Source organism: Streptomyces sp. NPDC002886 (genome assembly GCF_042888445.1).
Taxonomy (GTDB): Bacteria; Actinomycetota; Actinomycetes; order Streptomycetales; family Streptomycetaceae; genus Streptomyces.
Genome location: NZ_JBIAPV010000014.1, coordinates 216,796 through 236,021, shown reverse-complemented (window position 1 = coordinate 236,021; position 19,226 = coordinate 216,796). Strand labels below are relative to the sequence as shown.

The following is a 19,226-nucleotide window of genomic DNA, read 5'->3' as shown; positions in this document are numbered from 1 at the left end:
AGGCTCGCACGGGCGCCTGGAAGTCGGGCTAGAAGGAGGTCCCGAAACCGTTCGCGGTGTTGCCGTTGTTGTTGTTGTTGCTGCCGCTGTTGCTTCCGTCGCCGCCGGGGCCGCCCTTGCGGAGCGAGGGGAGGTCGGCCTTGATGGTGTTGACGGGGATGGCGAAGCCGAGGCCGACGCTGCCGGCGGAGCCGCTGCCGCTGGAGGGGGAGTAGATCGCGGAGGGCATGCCCACGATCTCGCCGTTCATGTTGACCAGGGCGCCGCCGGAGTTGCCCGGGTTGAGGGAGGCGTCCGTCTGGATGGCCTTGTACGAGGTGGTGTCCGTGCCGGTGTTCCCGTTGAACTGCCGGCCGCCGTAGGAGAAGGGGTAGCCGTCCTGGGGGGACTGCTGCTGCTCCGACTTCGGGACCTTCACCTCGCGGTTGAGCGCGGAGACGATGCCGCTGGTGACCGTGCCGGTGAGGCCGTCGGGGGAGCCGATGGCGACGACCTCGTCGCCGATCTTGGTGGTGTCGGAGTTGCCGAGGTTCGCGGGCTTGAGGCCGCTCGCGCCCTCCAGCTTGATGAGGGCGAGGTCCTTGTCCGGGTCCGTGCCGACGATCTTCGCGTTGTACTTCTTGCCGTCGCTCATCGTCACCTGGATCTGGCCGGCGCCGTCGATCACGTGGTTGTTGGTGACGATCTCGCCGTCGGCGGTGATCACGATGCCGGAGCCGGTGCCCTGGCCGGATCCGGTGCGGGTGTCGATGCGGACGACGGAGGGGCTGACGTTCTGGGCGACGCCGGAGACGGTGCCGTTGCTCGACTGGGAGATGGTGCTGCCGTTGACGCCGGTGCCGGCTCCGTTGGTCTTGTTCAGCATCTGCTGGACGGTGGCGGCCGTTCCGCCGCCGACGACGGCGGCCGCGAGGGCCACGGCGGCGAGGAGGGCGACCGGGCGCTTGGCCCGGGCGTGGCCCTGGCCCTGCGGGGCGGGGGCCGCGGGGGCGGCCTCGCCCCAGGTGGCCCAGCCGCCGTCGCCGCTCCCGCCGCCCTGGGGGACGGTCTCGCCCTGGGGGACGGTCTCGCCCTGGATGACCGGGGCGGCGTGGGCCTCGTGCCAGCCGGGGGCAGGGGCCGCCGGGGGGTAGGCGGGCGGCGGCGGGTACGCGGCGTCCTGCGCGAGCCGGTCACGACCGCGCTGCCAGTCCTCACCCCAGGGGGCGGGCTGCTGCTGGGGGCGGTTTTCCTGGGGGTACTCGCCTTCGCGGCGGAGGTTCTCGGTCATGGGTATGACTCTGTCCGCGGATCATGAGAGCTTCCTGAGTCCCGGCTGAGAAGCCCGACAGAACCGTGTATGCCCGATATAAGGCCGGACTGGGCCCGGTTGCCCCGGGTGCGGGTGCGTGAGCCCTGCGGGGCTGTCCCCTACCCGGCCTTCGCCCGTTCCCCGGGCGCTGCCCGGACCCCGGCCAGGCACGATCCCAGCCCTCCGGCGTTTGAGGAGCGGGGGTCCGGGGGCGGGCCCCGGGGAACGGTGGAAGGGCGCGTTAAGAGGGGCGGCAGCCGCAGGAGCGGCGGATGACCAGGGCCGACGGGAACTGCTTCAGGCGTTCGCGGCGGGAGCCCGCCACCCGCAGGGCGTCGTCCAGGACGAGGTCCACCGCCGCGCGTGCCATCGCCGGGCGGTCCGAGGCGACCGTGGTCAGCGGCGGGTCCGTGAGGGCCGCCTCCTTCACGTCGTCGAAGCCGGCGACCGCGAGCTGCTCGGGGACGTCGATGCGGAGCTCGCGCGCGGCCCGCAGCACGCCGATCGCCTGGTCGTCCGTGGCGCAGAAGATCGCCGTGGGCCGGTCGGGCCGGGCCAGGACCTCGAGGGCGACCTTGTACGCGTCGTAGCGGTTGTACGGGGCTTCGATGATCCGGCCCTCGGTCGAGCGGCCGGACTCCTGCATGGCCCGGCGCCAGCCCTCGACGTGGTCGGCCACCGGGTCGCCCACGGACGGGGTGTTCTCGATGCCGCCGATGCAGGCGACGTACTCGTGCCCGTGCTCCAGGAGGTGCCGGGTGGCGAGCTGTGCGCCGCCGATGTCGTCCGTGACGACGGCGACGTCGTCGATGGCCTCGGGGCGCTCGTGGAGGAGGACCACGCGGGCGTCCCACGCCTCGATCTCCGAGGCGGCCTGCTCGCTCATGCCCTGGCTGACCAGGATCAGGCCGGAGACCCGCATCCCGAGGAAGGCCCGCAGATAGTGGACCTCGCGCTCGGTGCGGTAGTCGGAGTTGCCGACCAGCACCATCTTTCCGCGCTCGGCGGCGGCCTGCTCGACCGCGTGCGCCATCTCCGCGAAGAACGGCTGACGGGCATCGGGGACGATCATGCCTATGAGGTCGGTACGGCGCGAGGCCATCGCCTGGGCGACCCGGTCAGGGCGGTAGCCCAGTTCCTTGATCGCGGCGAGGACACGCTCGCGCGTGGCCGGGGCAACCGGCCTGGGTCCGTTGTTGATGACGTAGCTCACGACGGCGGTAGAAGTACCCGCAAGTCGTGCCACGTCATCCCGCGTCACCTTGGCCACGCGCGGAAGTCTACGCGGGGTGACCTACCTCTGGGCAGGGCGTCCGGAGGAGGTCATTCCCACAGCTTCTTTACCGGACCCCTAGTCCATCCGGGTGAGTGCCGCCGCGGCCCGCGCGGAGGCCTCGGCCGCCGCCTTCGTGGCCGCCTGCGCGGCCGCTTCCGCCGCCGCCCGTTCCACCTTCTCCGGGGTGACGAAGCGGTACCCGACGTTGCGGACGGTACCGATCAGCGACTCGTGCTCGGGCCCGAGTTTCGCGCGCAGACGCCGTACGTGCACGTCGACGGTGCGGGTGCCGCCGAAGTAGTCGTAGCCCCACACCTCCTGGAGGAGCTGCGCGCGGGTGAAGACCCGGCCCGGGTGCTGGGCGAGGTACTTCAGGAGTTCGAACTCCTTGAAGGTCAGGTCCAGGACCCGGCCCTTCAGCTTCGCCGAGTACGTCGCCTCGTCGACCGACAGGTCACCGTTGCGGATCTCCATCGGGGAGTCGTCCGAGCCCAGCTGCTGGCGGCCGGTGGCGAGGCGCAGCCGCGCCTCGACCTCGGCCGGTCCCGCGGTGTCGAGGAGGACGTCGTCGATGCCCCAGTCGGCGGTGACGGCCGCGAGGCCGCCCTCGGTGACGACGAGGATCAGCGGACAGCCGGGCCCCGTGGAGCGGAGCAGCTGGCACAGCGACCGCACCTGGGGCAGGTCGCGGCGGCCGTCCACGAGGATCACGTCGGCGCCCGGGGTGTCGACGAGGGCGGGGCCCTCGGCGGGCGCCACCCGGACGCTGTGGAGCAGCAGGCCGAGGGCCGGCAGGACCTCGGTCGAGGGCTGCAGGGCATTGGTCAGGAGCAGGAGTGAGCTCATGCCCGACCACCTGCCCGGGTCGGGCGGAAGTACTGCTGGTGTGCGTGCGCAGGTGCGTGAGCCTGTACCTCTGCCCGCACCTGCACTTGCACGACGGTTCGCTGGTCCATCACGTCGGTTCCTCCTCGGTCCCGTCGAGGACTTTCGCGGCACTGCTTCGTACGACTTGCCGGTGCCCGCCCGGTCCCCGCGCCCTGAGGCCCGGAGGGACACCACTGTTCTCGGTCCGTTCAACGTGCTGAAAGCACAAAAGGACCCGGGGGCTACGTTGCCCGGATCCTCTCGGCAGCAGAATAGCCCACCCGCCCCGGCGGGGCCGAGGCTTCTACGCCTTCCACTTCTGTGGTTCCCACCACCCCCGGGACCTGCATATGCGCCGGTTTCACCGGATCGGTGGACCGGGTGCGGGCCGCCTGGGCGCACGCGGGGCGCGTGGAGGCACGCCGGGATCGGGGGCGCGAGGGGTCATGATGGAGGCCGACGGCAGAGCGCCGACGAGAGGAGCGTGCAGTGGCAACCGGAACCATCCGCTACTGGGCGGCGGCGAAGGCCGCGGCCAAGACGGCGGAGGAGCCGTACTCGGCGCGGACACTGGCCGAGGCGCTCGACGCCGTGCGGGAACGCCACCCCGGGGAGCTGACCCGGGTCCTGCTGCGCTGCTCCTTCCTCGTGAACGAACAACCCGTGGGCAAGCGCCCGCACGATTCCGTCGAGCTGACCGAGGGGGGCACCGTCGAGGTGCTCCCGCCGTTCGCGGGCGGGTGAGCGGACCCCGATGACTACACCGAGCACGCCCGAGGAACAGCAGCGCCTGCAGCAACAGCAGCAGCAAGAGCAGCCCGATGCGTACGGGACCCAGACCTGGCAGTCCCCGACGTGGGACACCTCGTACCAGCCGGTCGTGGCCCCGCTGGACGGCGTACCGGCGCAGTACCCGGTCGCCCCCGAGGGCTGGTTCCGCGAGGAGCCGCAGGGGCAGCAGCAGCCGCAGGGGCAGGAGCCCGTCTCCGGTCAGGAGTGGGGGCAGCAGCAGGCGTACGCCGATCCCTACGCGGACCCGTACGCGGATCCCTACGCCGCGTCGGCGCCCGCCTACCCGCAGACCCCGGCCCCGGCCCCGGACCACTGGTTCCGCGAGGAGGGGCCGGCACAGCAGGCCCCGCAGGCCGAGCCGCAGCAGCCGTGGGGGGAGACGGCCTACCCGGCGTCCTACCCCGGCCCGGCCGACCCGTTCCAGCCGGAGGCCCAGGCCCAGGCTCCCGCCCCCGCCCCGGCGTGGGCCGCGGAGCAGGCTCAGGCCCACGCCCAGGCCCAGGCCCCGTACCTCCCGCAGCAGGCGGCCGAGGTCCCCGGCGGGGTTCCCGCCGCGGAACCGATGGCCGACGGGGCGACGGACGAGGAGGAGCCCGCCTGGTCGCCGCCCACCCTCGCCGGCAACACGCTGCGCGCCGTGGACCCGGCCCAGGCCCGCGCCGAAGGCCGCTCGCCGATCATCGATCCCGGTCCGCAGGCGGCCATACTGACGGCTGCCCTCGGGCTGGTCATCGCGGCCGCTGCCGCGCTGAGCGAGTTCGCTCTGCTCGCGCCGCTGATCGCCCTCCAGGGCCTCACCGCGGCGGGCTGGTTCCGCCTCAACGGCATGTGGCCGGCCCGCCAGGGCATCGCCCTGGCCTTCGCCGGGGCGGTCGTCGCGGACGCGGCCGTGCTCGCGGTGGAGGAGCCGTACGGCCCCGGTGCGATCGTCGGCACCCTCGGCGCCTGGGTGCTGCTGACGCTGGTGCTCCAGCTGCGCAGCCACGCCGAGCCGGACGAGCGGATGTACGGGTTGATGGCCTCGGTGGCCTCGGCCGCGCTGGCCATCGTCTGCGCCGGCTACCTCGCCGCGGACTCCGCCGCCGCGAGCGTGGGCGCCGCCGCCGTGGCGGTGGCCGTCTTCGCCCGGGCGCTTCCGCTGCCCACCGCGCCCTCGGTGGGCGTCTCGCTGGCCGCCGCGACCGGTGCGGGCATCGCCGTGGGCGGGCTGACGTCCGTGGGCGCGGGCGGCGCGCTGATCGGCCTGGCGGCCGGGGTGTGCGCGCTGATCGGGCTGCGCGTGGCGGCGTACGACTACCCGTCGAAGTTCGTCCACATGACGGCCGGTGTCGCGCTGCCGCTGGCCGCGGCGGCCCCGGCGGTCTACCTGATCGGCAGGGTGGTGGGCTGACGGGGCGGAGGCCTCCGCCCCACTCCACGACGCCCGCCCCGGTTCACCGGGGCGGGCGTCGTCACACCGTGGCACGAGCCACCTCACACCCCGTCATCTGACAGCGCCCTCACGGCCGGACATGGTCCACTGGCCCGACGTACCAATCGTCTGGGGGGTGGGCACGTGCGTGTCCTACGTGTCGTGGTGATCATCGGAGTGGTCCTCGGCGGCCTGTTCGTCGGGCTGGACCGCTGGGCGGCCGGCTATGCCGAGGACCGCATGGCGGAGCGGATCTCGGCCCGGCAGGGCCTGTCCGGGGTGGGGGTGGACATCAAGGGGTTCCCGTTTCTGACCCAGGCCCTCTCCCACGACCTCGACCAGGTCGACCTGAAGGTGGCCGGCGCCGACGTGGCGACCTCGGACGGCCGCACGACACACCTGTCCCGGCTGCGGGTCGCCTTCCGCGGGGTGGAGCTGAACGGCGACTACAGCGGCGGCACCGCCCGCTCCGCCACGGGCTCGGCCCTCGTCACGTACGCCGACCTGACCGCGGCCGCCCAGCCCGGGGTGACGGTCGCCTACGGCGGGGCGCCCGGCAAGCTGAAGGTCACCGCGAGCGTGGAGTTCCTCGGCCGCACCCTCAGCCGCAGCGTGATCTCGACGGTCTCCCTGGTCGGCGCCGGAGAGGCCAAGGGCGGGAGCACCGTCCGGGTCCGCGCCGACGAGGTGCCGGGCGAGGGCCTCCCCGGGATCGAGGCCGTGGTCCGCAGGAAGACCGACTTCGACCGCCGGATCGACGAGGGTCTGCCGTCGGGGGTCCGGCTGACGACGCTGACCTCGGACGAGGCCGGTGTGGTGCTCACTCTGGGCGGTAAGAATCTGGCACTGGCCGGATAGTGAGACGAGTGGGTCCGATCCGCAGATGGGAGGGCCTCGCGAGGCCCCGCCCACCCCGCGCCGGAAGATCGGCAAGGGCTCCTATCTCACCATCCGGACGATCCTGTCTCGAAATATGACACGGCGGTGACAGGGCGGCCGATTCGTCCCTACGATCCATGGCTATGAAGCATCAGCAGGCGGATCTCACGAAGCGACGGGCAGTAGACCTGTGTCGCGTCGCCGCCATGCTCTGTCGATCCATGTGACGTGTGAGCGCATCCCGCTCCATTGCCGGACGACGGCCTTCCGATTTCCCGTGTGACCACCTCTGCCTCCCGCCCTCCTGAAGCCTCCCCGCAACAGGATCCGTGAGCGCACCCGGACGCACGCACCCCGCACCACCAGCACCACCCCGCCGCACACTGCCCCGGAGGAGAACACCATGAGCCGCAGCGACGTCCTCGTAGACGCCGACTGGGTCGAGGCCCACCTGAACGACGCGAACGTCGTCATCGTCGAGGTGGACGAGGACACGTCCGCGTACGACAAGAACCACATCACCAACGCCGTCCGGATCGACTGGAAGAGCGACCTCCAGGACCCGGTCCGCCGCGACTTCGTGGACCAGGAGGGCTTCGAGAAGCTCCTCTCCGCCAAGGGCATCTCCAACGACGACACCGTCGTCCTCTACGGCGGCAACAACAACTGGTTCGCGTCCTACGCCTACTGGTACTTCAAGCTCTACGGCCACCAGGACGTCCGCCTGCTCGACGGCGGCCGCAAGAAGTGGGAGCTCGACTCCCGCGACCTGGTCGACGGCACCGAGGTCCCGAACCGCCCGGCCACCGCGTACAAGGCCCAGGCCCAGGACACCTCGATCCGCGCCTTCCGTGACGACGCGGTCGCCGCGATCGGCACCAAGAACCTGGTCGACGTCCGCTCGCCCGACGAGTTCTCGGGCAAGCTGCTCGCGCCGGCGCACCTCCCGCAGGAGCAGTCGCAGCGTCCGGGTCACATCCCGAGCGCCCGCAACATCCCGTGGTCGAAGAACGCCAACGACGACGGCACCTTCAAGTCCGACGAGGAGCTCACCGCCCTCTACCAGGCCGAGCAGGTCGACCTGGCGAAGGACACCATCGCCTACTGCCGCATCGGTGAGCGCTCCGCGCTCACCTGGTTCGTGCTGCACGAGCTCCTGGGCCAGGAGAACGTCAAGAACTACGACGGCTCGTGGACCGAGTACGGCTCGCTGGTCGGCGTGCCGATCGAGCTCGGCGCCAACAAGTAGTTCCGAGCACCCAGCGTTCCGGGCACGCGACGCCCTCGTAGTGATACCTCTCTAGGACAGGACAGAGAACATGTGTGGAGCAAAGATCGGCGGGCCCGACCTCTCGACGCTGAAGCCCGGTGAGACGGCCATCCAGGGTCAGATCACCAAGGACGGCGAGCCCGTCAGCGGTTACGTCCGCCTGCTGGACTCGACCGGCGAGTTCACCGCCGAGGTCCCGACCTCGGCCACCGGTCAGTTCCGCTTCTACGCGGCCGAGGGCTCCTGGACGCTGCGCGCCCTGGTCCCCGGCGGCCAGGCGGACCGCGCCGTGGTCGTCGTCGAGTCCGGCGGCGTCACGGACGTGGCGATCGCGGTCTGAGCACCGCACCTGTGTGAACGTATGACCGTATGACCGGCCGAAGGGCCGCACCCCCGGGGGTTGGACGCCATCGGATCGGGGTGCGGCCCTTCGTGTCGTTCCCGGGCCGTTCCGGTCTGGTTCCGGGCCTCCCCGGGAGCGCGGGGCGGCTCTACTCTGGAGGCATGTACGCCCGGCGCCGGCGCGCCTATTTCCTGCTCATGGGCGGATGCCTGTTCCTCTTCGTCTCCGCCTGGTCCTTCGTGCGCCTGTTCTCGGTCGAGGCCGCCGTGGCGCTGTGCGTGGTCGCCATGGTCATCCCGCCGGTCGCCGCGATGGTCGCGAACCGGCGCGGTCCGGACGACCGCTGGTGGGACGACCCGTCGGGTGACGCGAAGTCCGACGAGTGGTGGGACGAACTGGACGGAAAGCGGCGTCACGAGGATTGAAACCCGTTGAGATAAAAATGTAATAAGGATGATCGCGGTATCTCCCCATGTGAGGGTGTTTTCTGTGTACGCGGGCAATCGATCCGCGACTCCAGTCCTGTGGGGGGACTTCTTTTGGAACACGAACAGACCATCCCTGAGCAGCGGAAAGAGGGGGAGAGTGCCCCGGAACCGGGCACTCCGGACGTGGTTGCGGACGCAACTGCGGACGTGACCGCGACCTCCCCCCGCCGGCGCCGCGGCCGGCCGCTCCTCCTGATCGCGGGCGCCGTCGTCCTCGGCGTCCTGGCGGGCACGGTCACCGGTTACGCGATCCAGTACGACCGCGAACCGACCCCGCTGGCCCCGCTGGCGCAGGCGGACCTGGTGGAGCCGAAGGCGCTCGCGCCCGACGACGCGACCACGCACAAGACGATCAACGCCAACCGCTGGCACAAGACGGACGACGACCTCGCGAAGCTGCTGATCGAGGCGCCGGGCGGGGCGAAGACCGAAGCGGCGGGCTACGAGCCCATCGAATACTTCGCGACCTTCTTCAAGAAGCCGGACAGCCAGCTGGAGTACCTCGCCGAACAGGACATCCGGCGGATCGCCGCGGTGAGCTGGGCGGTGAACGACACGACCTTCGTGTACGTGCGGCTGATCCAGTTCAACGAACGCTCCGGTGCGGACAGCTACCAGACGGGTCAGTCCAGGTACATGCCCGAGGCCGAGTACGCGGGCAACAGCGGCGTTCTCATCCCCGGTCTTCCCTCGGACCTCGGGCGCGTCTGGGTGGACTCCAAGGCCGACGAGAAGCCCGGGTACCTTCCGATGCGCGGAGCCCGTGCCATCGCCCGGCGCGGCGACATCGTGCTCGACATCCACTACACGAACAACCGCGGCAAGGTCAGCGAAAGCGATGTCGTGGACCTGGCAAAGCGACAGCTGGAGCGACTGTGACCGAGCCGCAGAACGACGTGCAGGCGGCGGTTCAGGAAGAGACGCCGGCTCCTGCTCCGGGCCCGGGCCCGGGCCCGGAGCCCGAGGTGGCCGTCCCCCTCGCTCCGCCCGCGAAGCCCGCGCGCAAGCCGAACCGCAAGGCGGTCGCCCTGATCGCCGTCGGCGTGACCGCGGCCGCGCTCGTGGGCGGCGGCGTCTGGGCGTCCTCCGCCATCGCGGACGCCGACCGGGACGCGCCGACCGCCTACTGGGTCCCCTTCGGCGAGGACATCCCGAAGCGCGAGGCCCCCGGCTCCGTGCCGACGAACGCCCTCCTGGGCAAACTGCTGCCGATTCCGGCCGGATTCGTCCTGGGGCCGGACCTGGAGGAGGACGGCAACAACTTCTTCGTTTCCGGCGAGAAGGCGGTCGAGGGCTTCAAGGAGACCCGCAGCGGCCTGACCAGCGCCGAGCGCAAGGACCGCGACAAGATGCTGGCCAACCTGAAGCTCAAGGGGCTGGCAGGGCGCAGCTACGTGAACGAGCGGACCAGCTGGTTCGCCGAGATCCGCATCATGCAGGCCGATCCGAAGGCCGTGGGCGCGTTCTCCGAGGTCAGCAAGAAGTTCCTCGACTTCACGGGTGACGGCCGCACGGCGCCGAAGGTGGACGGCTTCCCGGACGCCAAGTGCTCGTTGGAGGCGATCGGAGAGAAGAAGAAGGAAAAGATCGACTCGATCGACTGCGTGGCCGTCGAGGGCGACGTGATGGTCACCTTCCGCGCGTACGGGCCCAAGCCCTTCGCCACCGCCAACGCCGTCGCGCTCTTCCAGAACCAGATGAACCACCTGAAGTCCCCCGGGGAGTCCGCGTGACCGAGCAGCACACCACCGGACCCGCGTCGGCGCTCCCCGAGGACGCCGCGCCGCAGCCCGCCGTGGACGCCGTACCGCAGCCCGCCGTACCGCAGCTCCCCGAGGACGAGCGGGGGGCCGCCCAGGCCGCCGCGTTCGCCGCGGACCCGCTCGCGGCCAACCCCTTCGCGGCCCCGCAGGCCCCGGAGGTCCCCGCCGCGCCCAAGGACCGCCGCAAGCTGTTCGCCGCGCTGCGCTGGACCGCCGCCGTACTCGTCTTCGCGGCCGTCGGCACGGGTGTCGCGTACGAGGTCACCCAGCCCGAGCGCACCGACATCCCGGGCCTGTCCACCAAGGCCGACGGCCGCTGGACCTTCCCCGCGCTGACCAAGCCGACGCTGCCGCCGGGCGCCGCCCTGCCGTTCGCCGAGGACAACCCGGACGGCATCCACTACGCCGGTCTCACCGAGTTGCTCCTGCCGGCTCCCACCGGCTCGGCCCCCGACTCCACGCTGAAGCTGGGGAAGGACGGGGTGGTGACCGTCGACACCCTCCTGGAGGAGTACGAGGCCACGTCCCGCGCGAAGCTGAAGGAGGACTTCGGGAACGAAGGACTGCGCCAGATCGCCGCGCGCGGCTGGACCACCCCGGACGGCACCCGTACGCGGGTCTACCTGCTGCGCTTCCACACGCCCGAGTTCCTGGGCGCCTTCAAGGGCTGCGGCGTCGACACCAGCATCGGCAGTGCCGCGAGGCTGGAGATCGACACGTCCTGGCGCAATGCGAAGTCCTCGCAGCGGCACCCGCTGGGGGCCCGGACCTCGGGGTACAGCACGCAGGGCAACACCAGCGAGATCATCCTCTACCAGGAGCCCAAGCCCACGGGCGACGAGCAGACCAAGCTGGGCTGCATCCAGTCCGGAGACATCCAGGCCCTCGTCCTTCAGACCCGCAAGGGCGAGGTGGCGACCGTGCCCTTCCACCAGACGGTGATCCTCCAGCACCAGCTGCTCGGCTAGCACGCGGTCGGCGCGTGAGCCCCCGTACGGGCCACCTCACACCGTGCCCCGGTCCCCAGGCCAGTAGGCTTGGGGACCGGCCCCGTAACGCCACCTTGAAACCATTGAGAACACCGAGGAGCACCCCGTGCTTGAGGCAGTCTTCACCTCCCTGCTGGTCCTGGTCTGCGTCGGCGTCCTCGCCTTCTCCGGACTGGCCGTGAAGAAGCTGTACCAGGGCCAGCGCTGATCCCCTCGGATCTGCAGCCGACCGCCCCGGATACCGGAACCCCTCCCACAGATCGCCTGAGCTGAGCAGCCACCCATGATCCAGATCCCGTCCGACCTGAACCCGGGTCTCGTCCCCCTCGCCTTCCTCCTCGGAAACTGGGAAGGCGCAGGCGTCTTCGACTTCCCCGGTGAGGAGAAGTGCAACTTCGGCCAGGAAGTCGTCTTCAGCCACGACGGCCGGGACTTCCTGGAGTACACCTCCCACACCTGGGTGCTCGACGCCGAGGGCAACAAGGTGCGGCCGCTGGAGTCCGAGTCGGGCTACTGGCGCATCGACAAGGACCGCAAGGTCGAGATCGTCATGGTCCGTGACCAGGGCGTCGTCGAGGTCTGGTACGGCGAGCTCGCCGACAAGAAGCCGCAGATCGACGTGGTCACCGACGCGGTCGCCCGCACCGCGGCCTCCGGCCCGTACAGCGGTGGCAAGCGGCTCTACGGCTACGTGAAGAGCGACCTGATGTGGGTCGGCGAGAAGGCCACCCCCGAGGTGGAGCTGCGCCCCTACATGTCGGCGCAGCTGAAGAAGGTCGTCACGCCCGAGGAGGTCGCGGAGATGGCGCGCAACCTTCCGGACATGCCGGACGACGGCATCGCCTTCTTCCGCTAGACAGCCAGACCGCGAGGCCGCCAGGTCGCGCGAGTCCGTGCGCGAGCGTTCGCGGGAGCCCCCGGCCGCCACGGCCGCCGGGGGCTCCCGCACGCCCGGGGGCCTTCCGCCCGTGCCGGCCCTTCCCGCACGGGCTCCCCGCTCCCCTCTCGCGGGCCCGAGGCCTACACTGGCCGGGTGGTGACCACCGACAGCACCGAAAGCACCGAGAGCCTCGCCGCCGCCGAAGGCGGCGACTGGAAGAGCGACCTGCGCCAGCGCGGATACCGCCTGACCCCGCAGCGCCAGCTCGTGCTGGAAGCGGTGGACGCCCTGGAGCACGCCACCCCCGACGAGATCCTCGTCGAGGTGCGCAAGACGGCCTCCGGGGTCAACATCTCCACGGTCTACCGGACGCTGGAGCTCCTGGAGGAGCTGAAGCTGGTCTCCCACGCCCACCTCGGGCACGGGGCCCCCACGTACCACCTCGCCGACCGGCACCACCACATCCACCTGGTCTGCCGCGACTGCACCGAGGTCATCGAGGCGGACGTGGACGTCGCCGCCGAGTTCATCTCCAAGCTCCGCGACACCTTCGGCTTCGAGACCGACATGAAGCACTTCGCGATCTTCGGCCGCTGCAAGACCTGCGCCGCCAAGCAGCACTAGGGCGTCGCCCGGCAGGGTCGTACGCTGGTGGCATGACCAGCAGCCCCTTGCTCCATCTCCCCGGCGCCGTACAGGCCGAAGGCCGCGACGAGGGCGTCGCCGCCCACTACGGCGAGCTCTACGGAGAACAGCGCGCACTCGCCGACGGCCGCGGCTTCGTGGACCTCTCCCACCGCGGGGTGGTCACCGTCACCGGCCCGGACCGGCTGAGCTGGCTGCACCTGCTGATCACTCAGCACGTCACCGCGCTCCCGGCCGGCGAGGCCACCGAGGCGCTGATCCTCTCCGCGAACGGCCACATCGAGCACGCGCTCTACCTCGTCGACGACGGCGAGACGATGTGGATGCACGTCGAGCCCGGCACCCAGGAGGCGCTGATCGCCTACCTGGAGTCGATGATCTTCTTCTACCGCGTGGAAGTCGCCGACCGGACCGCCGAGTTCGCCGTCGTGCACCTGCCGGCCGGCTCCATCGCCGAGGTACCCAAGGAACTCGCCGTACGGCAGACCCCGTACGGCCGCGACGTGTTCCTGCCCCGCGCCGACCTGGAGGCCTTCGCCGCCTCGCACGGCCCGGTCGCCGGGCTGCTCGCGTACGAGGCCCTGCGCGTCGAGGCACACCGGCCGCGGCTCGGTCTGGAGACCGACCACCGCACCATCCCGCACGAGCTCGGCTGGATCGGCACCGCCGTGCACCTACAGAAGGGCTGCTACCGCGGCCAGGAGACGGTGGCCCGCGTCCACAACCTGGGGAAGCCGCCGCGCCGGCTGGTCTTCCTGCACCTGGACGGCTCCGAGGTGCTCCTCCCCGCGCACGGCGCGCCCGTACGGCTGGCCGCGGACGGGGAGGAGGGCCGCCAGCTGGGCTTCGTGACCACCTCGGTCCGCCACCACGAGCTCGGCCCGATCGCGCTCGCGCTGGTCAAGCGCAACGTCCCGCTGGACGCCCCGCTGCTGGTGGGCGGAACGGCCGCCGCCCAAGAGGTCGTCGTAGCGCCTTAGCGCCTTAGCGCCTTAGCGCCTTAGCGGCTCGGCGGCCTGGCGGCTGCCCTAGATGTCGATGACGATGGTGAACGGGCCGTGGTTGGTCAGCGAGACCCGCATGTCGGCCCCGAACCGGCCCGTTTCCACCGTCGCGCCCAGCGCCCGCAGCCGCGCCACGACCTCGTCCACGAGCGGCTCGGCGAAGGCGCCGCCCGCGGCCGCGTTCCACGTGGGGCGCCGGCCCTTGCGGGCGTCTCCGTACAGGGTGAACTGGGAGATCACCAGCAGCGGCGCGTTCACGTCGCTGCAGGACTTCTCGGCCTCCAGGATCCGCACCGACCAGAGCTTGCGCGCCAGCAGCTCCGCCTTCTCCGGGGTGTCGTCATGGGTCACCCCCACCAGGACGCACAGCCCCTCCCCGACGATCTCCCCGACGGTCTCGCCGGCCACCACGACGCTCGCGCCGTCCACCCTCTGCACCACTGCTCGCATGACACCTGTGTACCAGGCGTCCACCGTTGGCATCGATGAGGGCCGGTACCGGCCCCCTCGCCGCCCACCGGCGTTGCCGGTCGTCCCCGTGCCGCGGGCCGCCTCTCTCCACCAACGAAACAGTACGGATGTTCTTCACTGAGACTGGCGTCCCAGTGAAGGCGAGGGCGCCTCGAGCCCTTCCCCTTCACCCACATGAGGTATCTGGTGGGCGGAAGGGGCCGACAAGCGAATCAGTTGGGCCGTCCGGGGCCGATCGGGTGGAGTGGGACTGCGTCGGCACCGTGCGGAGTGGCACGATGCACGCAGGCGGTGCCCCCAGCACCGGTCGAGGGGACGGACACGAACGCATGAATACTTCTGGTACCTCCGCACCTGCATCTGCTCCTGCGCCCATCGGACCCGTCGGACCCGTGGGATCCGGTACGACCGTCGCGTCCGCGGCGACCGCGGTGGCCGCCGAGACCTCGGCGCCGCGGCCGCCCGCGCAGCGGACGGGGGCCTCGGACGTTCCGACGGCGGCGGCCACCGCGCTCGGGCTGCCGGAGCTGCGCGCGCTGCGCCGCGACGCGCAGCGCGACGAGGCCGATCTGAGCTACGTACGCCGGCTGCTCCAGGGCCGCATCGACATCCTGCGCGCCGAGCTCGCGCGGCGTACGGACCCCGAGACGCCGGTGGTGGACCGGCTCTCGGAGATCCTCGCGGACGCCCCCTCCAGCCGTAGCGCCTCCGCCCGGCACGTCACGCTCGGTACCCCGCACGGGGAGGAGTACCGGCTGCTGGCGGCCGAGATGCTCTCCGACGTGGAGCTGTCGGACCTGGGAGCGCGCACGGACGAGGAACTCCACGAGGGCATGGGCAAGTTGGTGCGCTACGAGCAGCAGGTCTCGCGGCGCCGCCAGCAGCTCCAGCGCACGGCCGACGACTGCAGCGCGGAGATCACCCGGCGCTATCGCGAGGGCGAGGCGCAGGTGGACGACCTGCTGGCCTGAGCCCGAGCCCGAGCCTGCCGGCCCGAGCCTGAGTCCGAGCCCGAGCCCGAGTCCCAGCCCGGCGGGCCCGGTCGGTCGCGGGCGGGCCGCGCGGGAAATCCGCGCGACGGGGGCGGGCCGGGCCGATTAGCGTGGGCGGCTATGAGTGCTGACGTCCGGCCGATCGCCGCATCCGAGCTTCCCCGGTGGCTGCGCGCCCAGCAGACCGGTTTCCTGAACCCGGCGCACCCCACGGCCGAGGACCACGCCCTGCTGGCCGAGTTCGTCGACTGCGCCCGGACCCAGGGTGGCTTCGACGCGGACACCGGCCGGTGCGTGGCGACGTTCCGCTCCTTTCCGCAGGAACTGACCGTGCCCGGTGGGGCGTTCGTCCCGTCGAGCGCCGTCACGAACGTGACCGTGGCGCCCACGCACCGCAGGCAGGGCCTGCTGACCCGGATGATGGCCGCCGAACTGGCAGCCGCCCACGCGCGCGGCGACGTGGTGTCGACGCTGATCGCCGCCGAGTACCCGATCTACGGGCGGTACGGGTACGGGCCCGCCACCTCCGTCTCGGAATGGGAGATCGACGTACCGCGCACCGGACTCGATCCGCGCGCCGCCGTCCCCGGTGACGGCGGCCGGATCGACCTCGTGGACGAGGCCGAGGTGCGGGAGCTGGGCCCGGCGCTGCACGAGCGGCTGCGGGCGGCGACCCCGGGTGCGGTGAACCGCGACGCCCGGTGGTGGGGGCTGATCACGGGCACGGGGAACATGTCGCACTCCCCGTACACGCCGTCCTTCCACGCGGTGTACCGGACGGCGGAGGGCGAGGTGGCCGGCCTGGTCCGCTACACCGCCGACGACCACTGGACCGATGCCAAGGTTCCGCAGAACACCCTGCAGGTGCGGCAGTTGCTCGCCCTCACTCCGGACGTGGAGCGGGCGCTGTGGCGGTTCCTGTGCTCCATCGACTGGGTGGTGAAGGTCCGCACCGGCTACCGCGCCCCCGACGACCTCGTCCCCGGGCTGCTGCCCGACCCGCGCGCCGCGCGGACGGTGACCTCGGCCGACTGGCTGTGGGTGCGCCTGCTGGACGTCGTACGGGCCCTCGGCGCGCGGACGTACGCCGTGCCCGGGGTCCTGGTCCTGGAGGTCGTCGACGAGACCGGTCCGGCGGGCGGGCGCTACCGGCTCGACGCGGGCGCGGGGGACTGCGTACGCACGGAGGAGCCCGCAGACCTGCGTCTGGACGTGGGCACACTGGGGTCGCTGTACCTGGGGGACGCGTCTGCGGTGCGCCTGGCGGCGCTCGGCGCGATCACGGAGGAGCGCTCCGGGGCGCTCGCGCTCGCGGACGCGGTGTTCCGCACGGCGCGCCGCCCGTGGTGCCCGGACATCTTCTGAGGCGTGGAGGACTGAGGTAGTTGGCAACACTGGTGGAAGCCCTGCGCGCGGCCGGCTGCGTCTTCGCGGAGGAGGAGGCGGAGCTGCTGGCGGCCGCCGCCGAGGACGCGGGGCATCTGGAGGGGCTGCTGGCCCGGCGGGTGGCGGGCGAGCCGCTGGAACACGTCGTCGGCTGGGCGGAGTTCTGCGGGCTGCGGATGGCCGTCGGCGAGGGGGCCTTCGTGCCGCGCCGGCGCAGCGAGTTCCTCGCGCAGGAGGCGGTTGGGGCGGCCCGGCCCGGCGCGGTGGTCGTGGACCTGTGCTGCGGGGTGGGCGCGCTGGGCGCCGCCGTGGCCGCGGGGGTGCCGGGGGCCGAGCTGCACGCGGCGGACATCGACCCCGCCGCGCTCGCCTACGCCCGGCGCAACGTGGCCCCGTACGGCGGCAGTGTGTGGGAGGGCGACCTCTACGCGGCCCTGCCCTCCGGGCTCCGGGGCCGGGTGGACGTGCTGGTGGTCAATGCCCCGTACGTCCCGACCGGGGAGATCGGCCTGCTGCCGGCGGAGGCCCGCGACCACGAGCCGCCCGTCTCCCTGGACGGCGGGGCGGACGGCCTGGACGTGCACCGCCGGGTGGCCGCCGGGGCCCCGCCCTGGCTCGCGCCGGGCGGCAGCCTGTTGATCGAGACGAGCGCCCGCCAGGCCCCGGTCACGGCCTCGGCGCTGACGGCGGCGGGCCTGTCGGTGCGCGCGGTGAGCTCCGAGGAGTACTACGCGACGGTGATCATCGCGGAGGCGCGGCAGGCACCGTAGGCGGTGTCCTGTGCTCGGCAGCGGCTTCGCCGTCCAACCCGGCGGCGGTCGCCCCGATCTCCACCGTGCCGCCCGAGAGTGGGAGTTATTGCAAGCAGCTGCTTGCAATAGTTAGCACGGTGCGGCAGGATCGGGGCATGGCATCGCTCAACGTCGGGAATCTCGGCGAGTACCTGCGCGAGCAGCGGCGGCAGGCGCAGCTTTCGCTGCGGCAGCTGGCCGATGCGGCGGGGGTGTCGAATCCGTACCTCAGTCAGATCGAACGCGGGCTGCGCAAGCCGAGCGCGGACATCCTGCAGCAGCTCGCCAAGGCGCTGCGGATCTCCGCCGAGACGCTGTACGTACAGGCCGGAATCCTGGACGAACGGGACCGCGACGCCGTGGAGACCACGGCCGTGATCCTCGCCGATCCGTCGATCAGCGAGCAGCAGAAGCAGGTGCTGCTCCAGATCTACGGGTCCTTCCGCAAGGAGAACGCCGCGGAGGCCGCGGCCGCTGAGGCCGCCGCCGAGCCGGGGGCGGAATCCGCTGCCGACGGCGATGCCGAGACGCACCGCACGAACTGAGCAAGCACCGCACTGAGCACGAACCGAGACCGTGATCCGGGAGGACCACCACATGGCCATCGCCGATGACCTGAAGAAGACCCTCACCGACCCGACCCCCCTCTACTTCGCCGCCGGCACCGCCGACCTCGCCGTGCAGCAGGCCAAGAAGGTGCCCGGGCTGATCGAGCAGCTGCGCGCCGAGGCCCCCGCGCGCATCGAGGCCGTGAAGAACACCGACCCGAAGGCCGTGCAGGAGAAGGCCAAGGGGAAGGCCAAGGAGGCGCAGGAGGCGGTCAGCGCCACGGTCGCCGAGGTGCTCGGCGCGATCGACGCGAAGAAGATCGGGGAGACCGCCCAGGACCTGGCGCTGCGCGGGGTCGGCGTGGCCGCCGAGTACGCGGTCAAGGCCAAGGAGGCCTACGACAAGGTCGCCGAGCACGGTGAGCAGACCGTACGGGCGTGGCGCGGCGAGGTCTCCGAGGACATCGTCGACATCGCCGTCGTCGTGGAGCCGGAGGCCGCCGCGCCGGTGGCGCAGGAGCCCGCCGCGGAGCCCGTGGCGAAGAAGGCTCCGGCGCGCAAGGCAGCGGCCAAGAAGGCCGCCGCCGAGCCGGCCGACGAGAGCTGAGCGAGACGTGACGGACCGGGCACCCACGGGGCGTCCGGTCCGTTGTGGTTTGGGAAAGTGGCTCTGCCGGTAGCGTGGAGGCAGGTGGCATCCGGCGGGCATGGCGCGAGAAGGCGGTCAGACGATGTTGATGAACGGGTTCGATACCGGAGTGGTTCCGCTGCTCGGGCTCGCGGTGCTCGGGCTCGCGGTCGTCGCCTTCGTGTTCGCGCTGATCGCGCGCGAGGACGCGTACCGTGCGGCCGACAAGAAGACGAAGACCTTCTGGTCGGTCCTCCTCGGCGTCACCGTCGCCATCGACTATCTCGTCTGGTCGGGGACGCTCGGCGGCATGCTCTTCCTCATGATCGCCGGTCTGGTCGCCACCATCGTGTTCTTCGTCGACGTGCGTCCCGCGCTCAAGCAGGTTTCCGGCGGTGGCCGGCGCAGCGGCGGCAGCAGCAGCGACGGGCCGTACGGGCCCTACAACGGCGGACGGTAGGGCGTAGGCCGGCCTTGGGTCGGCCGTAGGCCGCGGGCGGGCCCGCGGGTCC

General features: G+C 71.7%; 23 protein-coding genes. 19 read left to right on the top strand and 4 right to left on the bottom strand.

What is annotated here, in order from left to right:
• Positions 1-28: 28 nt before the first annotated feature.
• The 3 genes from ACFYYB_RS38970 to ACFYYB_RS38960 form a co-directional block, all read right to left on the bottom strand.
• Complete coding sequence (locus ACFYYB_RS38970; RefSeq protein ID WP_389442825.1) at positions 29-1,270, bottom strand: S1C family serine protease; 1,242 nt, start codon at positions 1,268-1,270, stop codon at positions 29-31.
• A 262-nt stretch (positions 1,271-1,532) separates the two neighbouring features.
• Positions 1,533-2,561, bottom strand: a complete 1,029-nt coding sequence (locus ACFYYB_RS38965; RefSeq protein ID WP_389442823.1) for a LacI family DNA-binding transcriptional regulator — start codon at positions 2,559-2,561, stop codon at positions 1,533-1,535.
• A gap of 81 nt (positions 2,562-2,642) precedes the next feature.
• On the bottom strand, positions 2,643-3,413 hold the full coding sequence (locus ACFYYB_RS38960) for a response regulator transcription factor (protein ID WP_243339450.1): 771 nt from the start codon (positions 3,411-3,413) through the stop codon (positions 2,643-2,645).
• A gap of 510 nt (positions 3,414-3,923) precedes the next feature.
• Between ACFYYB_RS38960 and ACFYYB_RS38955 the strand changes: the two genes are divergently transcribed.
• The 13 genes from ACFYYB_RS38955 to ACFYYB_RS38895 all read left to right on the top strand — a co-directional run bounded on the left by ACFYYB_RS38955 (position 3,924) and on the right by ACFYYB_RS38895 (position 13,874).
• Positions 3,924-4,178: a MoaD/ThiS family protein gene (locus ACFYYB_RS38955; RefSeq protein ID WP_327305962.1), complete on the top strand. Its 255-nt coding sequence runs from the start codon at positions 3,924-3,926 to the stop codon at positions 4,176-4,178.
• A gap of 10 nt (positions 4,179-4,188) precedes the next feature.
• Positions 4,189-5,616: a hypothetical protein gene (locus ACFYYB_RS38950; protein WP_389442820.1), complete on the top strand. Its 1,428-nt coding sequence runs from the start codon at positions 4,189-4,191 to the stop codon at positions 5,614-5,616.
• Between the two features lie 165 nt (positions 5,617-5,781).
• Positions 5,782-6,495, top strand: coding sequence for a DUF2993 domain-containing protein (locus tag ACFYYB_RS38945; protein ID WP_389442818.1), 714 nt, complete (start codon positions 5,782-5,784; stop codon positions 6,493-6,495).
• Between the two features lie 158 nt (positions 6,496-6,653).
• Positions 6,654-6,743 (top strand): Ms5788A family Cys-rich leader peptide, encoded by a 90-nt coding sequence (locus tag ACFYYB_RS38940; protein ID WP_350875872.1) that lies wholly within the window; start codon positions 6,654-6,656, stop codon positions 6,741-6,743.
• Between the two features lie 176 nt (positions 6,744-6,919).
• Positions 6,920-7,765 carry a sulfurtransferase gene (locus ACFYYB_RS38935; protein WP_389442815.1) on the top strand — a complete coding sequence of 282 codons (846 nt, stop codon included), beginning with the start codon at positions 6,920-6,922 and terminating at the stop codon, positions 7,763-7,765.
• Between the two features lie 70 nt (positions 7,766-7,835).
• A complete protein-coding gene (locus tag ACFYYB_RS38930; protein ID WP_327305966.1) occupies positions 7,836-8,126 on the top strand; it encodes a DUF1416 domain-containing protein in 291 nt (96 codons plus the stop codon).
• 164 nt (positions 8,127-8,290) lie between these two features.
• On the top strand, positions 8,291-8,554 hold the full coding sequence (locus ACFYYB_RS38925) for a DUF3099 domain-containing protein (RefSeq protein WP_389442813.1): 264 nt from the start codon (positions 8,291-8,293) through the stop codon (positions 8,552-8,554).
• 210 nt (positions 8,555-8,764) lie between these two features.
• On the top strand, positions 8,765-9,496 hold the full coding sequence (locus ACFYYB_RS38920; protein ID WP_389442811.1) for a hypothetical protein: 732 nt from the start codon (positions 8,765-8,767) through the stop codon (positions 9,494-9,496).
• Entirely contained in the window at positions 9,493-10,350 is an 858-nt protein-coding gene (locus tag ACFYYB_RS38915) for a hypothetical protein (protein ID WP_389442809.1), read from the top strand. The genes ACFYYB_RS38920 and ACFYYB_RS38915 overlap by 4 nt, the downstream gene beginning before the upstream one ends.
• On the top strand, positions 10,347-11,348 hold the full coding sequence (locus tag ACFYYB_RS38910) for a hypothetical protein (protein WP_389442807.1): 1,002 nt from the start codon (positions 10,347-10,349) through the stop codon (positions 11,346-11,348). Before ACFYYB_RS38915 ends, ACFYYB_RS38910 begins: the two co-directional genes overlap by 4 nt.
• A gap of 304 nt (positions 11,349-11,652) precedes the next feature.
• Positions 11,653-12,225: an FABP family protein gene (locus ACFYYB_RS38905; RefSeq protein WP_250744595.1), complete on the top strand. Its 573-nt coding sequence runs from the start codon at positions 11,653-11,655 to the stop codon at positions 12,223-12,225.
• 177 nt (positions 12,226-12,402) lie between these two features.
• Positions 12,403-12,873: a Fur family transcriptional regulator gene (locus ACFYYB_RS38900; RefSeq protein WP_389442804.1), complete on the top strand. Its 471-nt coding sequence runs from the start codon at positions 12,403-12,405 to the stop codon at positions 12,871-12,873.
• Positions 12,874-12,905: 32 nt separating this feature from the next.
• Entirely contained in the window at positions 12,906-13,874 is a 969-nt protein-coding gene (locus ACFYYB_RS38895) for a folate-binding protein (RefSeq protein ID WP_327305972.1), read from the top strand.
• A 48-nt stretch (positions 13,875-13,922) separates the two neighbouring features.
• Here ACFYYB_RS38895 and dtd read toward each other — a convergent pair whose 3' ends face one another.
• Positions 13,923-14,348, bottom strand: a complete 426-nt coding sequence (gene dtd / locus ACFYYB_RS38890; protein WP_327305973.1) for a D-aminoacyl-tRNA deacylase — start codon at positions 14,346-14,348, stop codon at positions 13,923-13,925.
• Between the two features lie 350 nt (positions 14,349-14,698).
• Between dtd and ACFYYB_RS38885 the strand changes: the two genes are divergently transcribed.
• The 6 genes from ACFYYB_RS38885 (at position 14,699) to ACFYYB_RS38860 (ending at position 19,174) form a co-directional block, all read left to right on the top strand.
• Positions 14,699-15,340 carry an AmfC protein gene (locus ACFYYB_RS38885; protein ID WP_389442801.1) on the top strand — a complete coding sequence of 214 codons (642 nt, stop codon included), beginning with the start codon at positions 14,699-14,701 and terminating at the stop codon, positions 15,338-15,340.
• 141 nt (positions 15,341-15,481) lie between these two features.
• Positions 15,482-16,726 (top strand): GNAT family N-acetyltransferase, encoded by a 1,245-nt coding sequence (locus ACFYYB_RS38880; protein WP_389442799.1) that lies wholly within the window; start codon positions 15,482-15,484, stop codon positions 16,724-16,726.
• A 20-nt stretch (positions 16,727-16,746) separates the two neighbouring features.
• On the top strand, positions 16,747-17,517 hold the full coding sequence (locus ACFYYB_RS38875) for a putative protein N(5)-glutamine methyltransferase (protein WP_389442797.1): 771 nt from the start codon (positions 16,747-16,749) through the stop codon (positions 17,515-17,517).
• A gap of 137 nt (positions 17,518-17,654) precedes the next feature.
• Positions 17,655-18,083 carry a helix-turn-helix domain-containing protein gene (locus tag ACFYYB_RS38870; RefSeq protein WP_389442795.1) on the top strand — a complete coding sequence of 143 codons (429 nt, stop codon included), beginning with the start codon at positions 17,655-17,657 and terminating at the stop codon, positions 18,081-18,083.
• Between the two features lie 52 nt (positions 18,084-18,135).
• Entirely contained in the window at positions 18,136-18,693 is a 558-nt protein-coding gene (locus tag ACFYYB_RS38865) for a hypothetical protein (RefSeq protein ID WP_389442793.1), read from the top strand.
• A 124-nt stretch (positions 18,694-18,817) separates the two neighbouring features.
• Positions 18,818-19,174, top strand: coding sequence for a DUF2516 family protein (locus ACFYYB_RS38860; protein ID WP_389442791.1), 357 nt, complete (start codon positions 18,818-18,820; stop codon positions 19,172-19,174).
• Positions 19,175-19,226 lie beyond the last annotated feature (52 nt).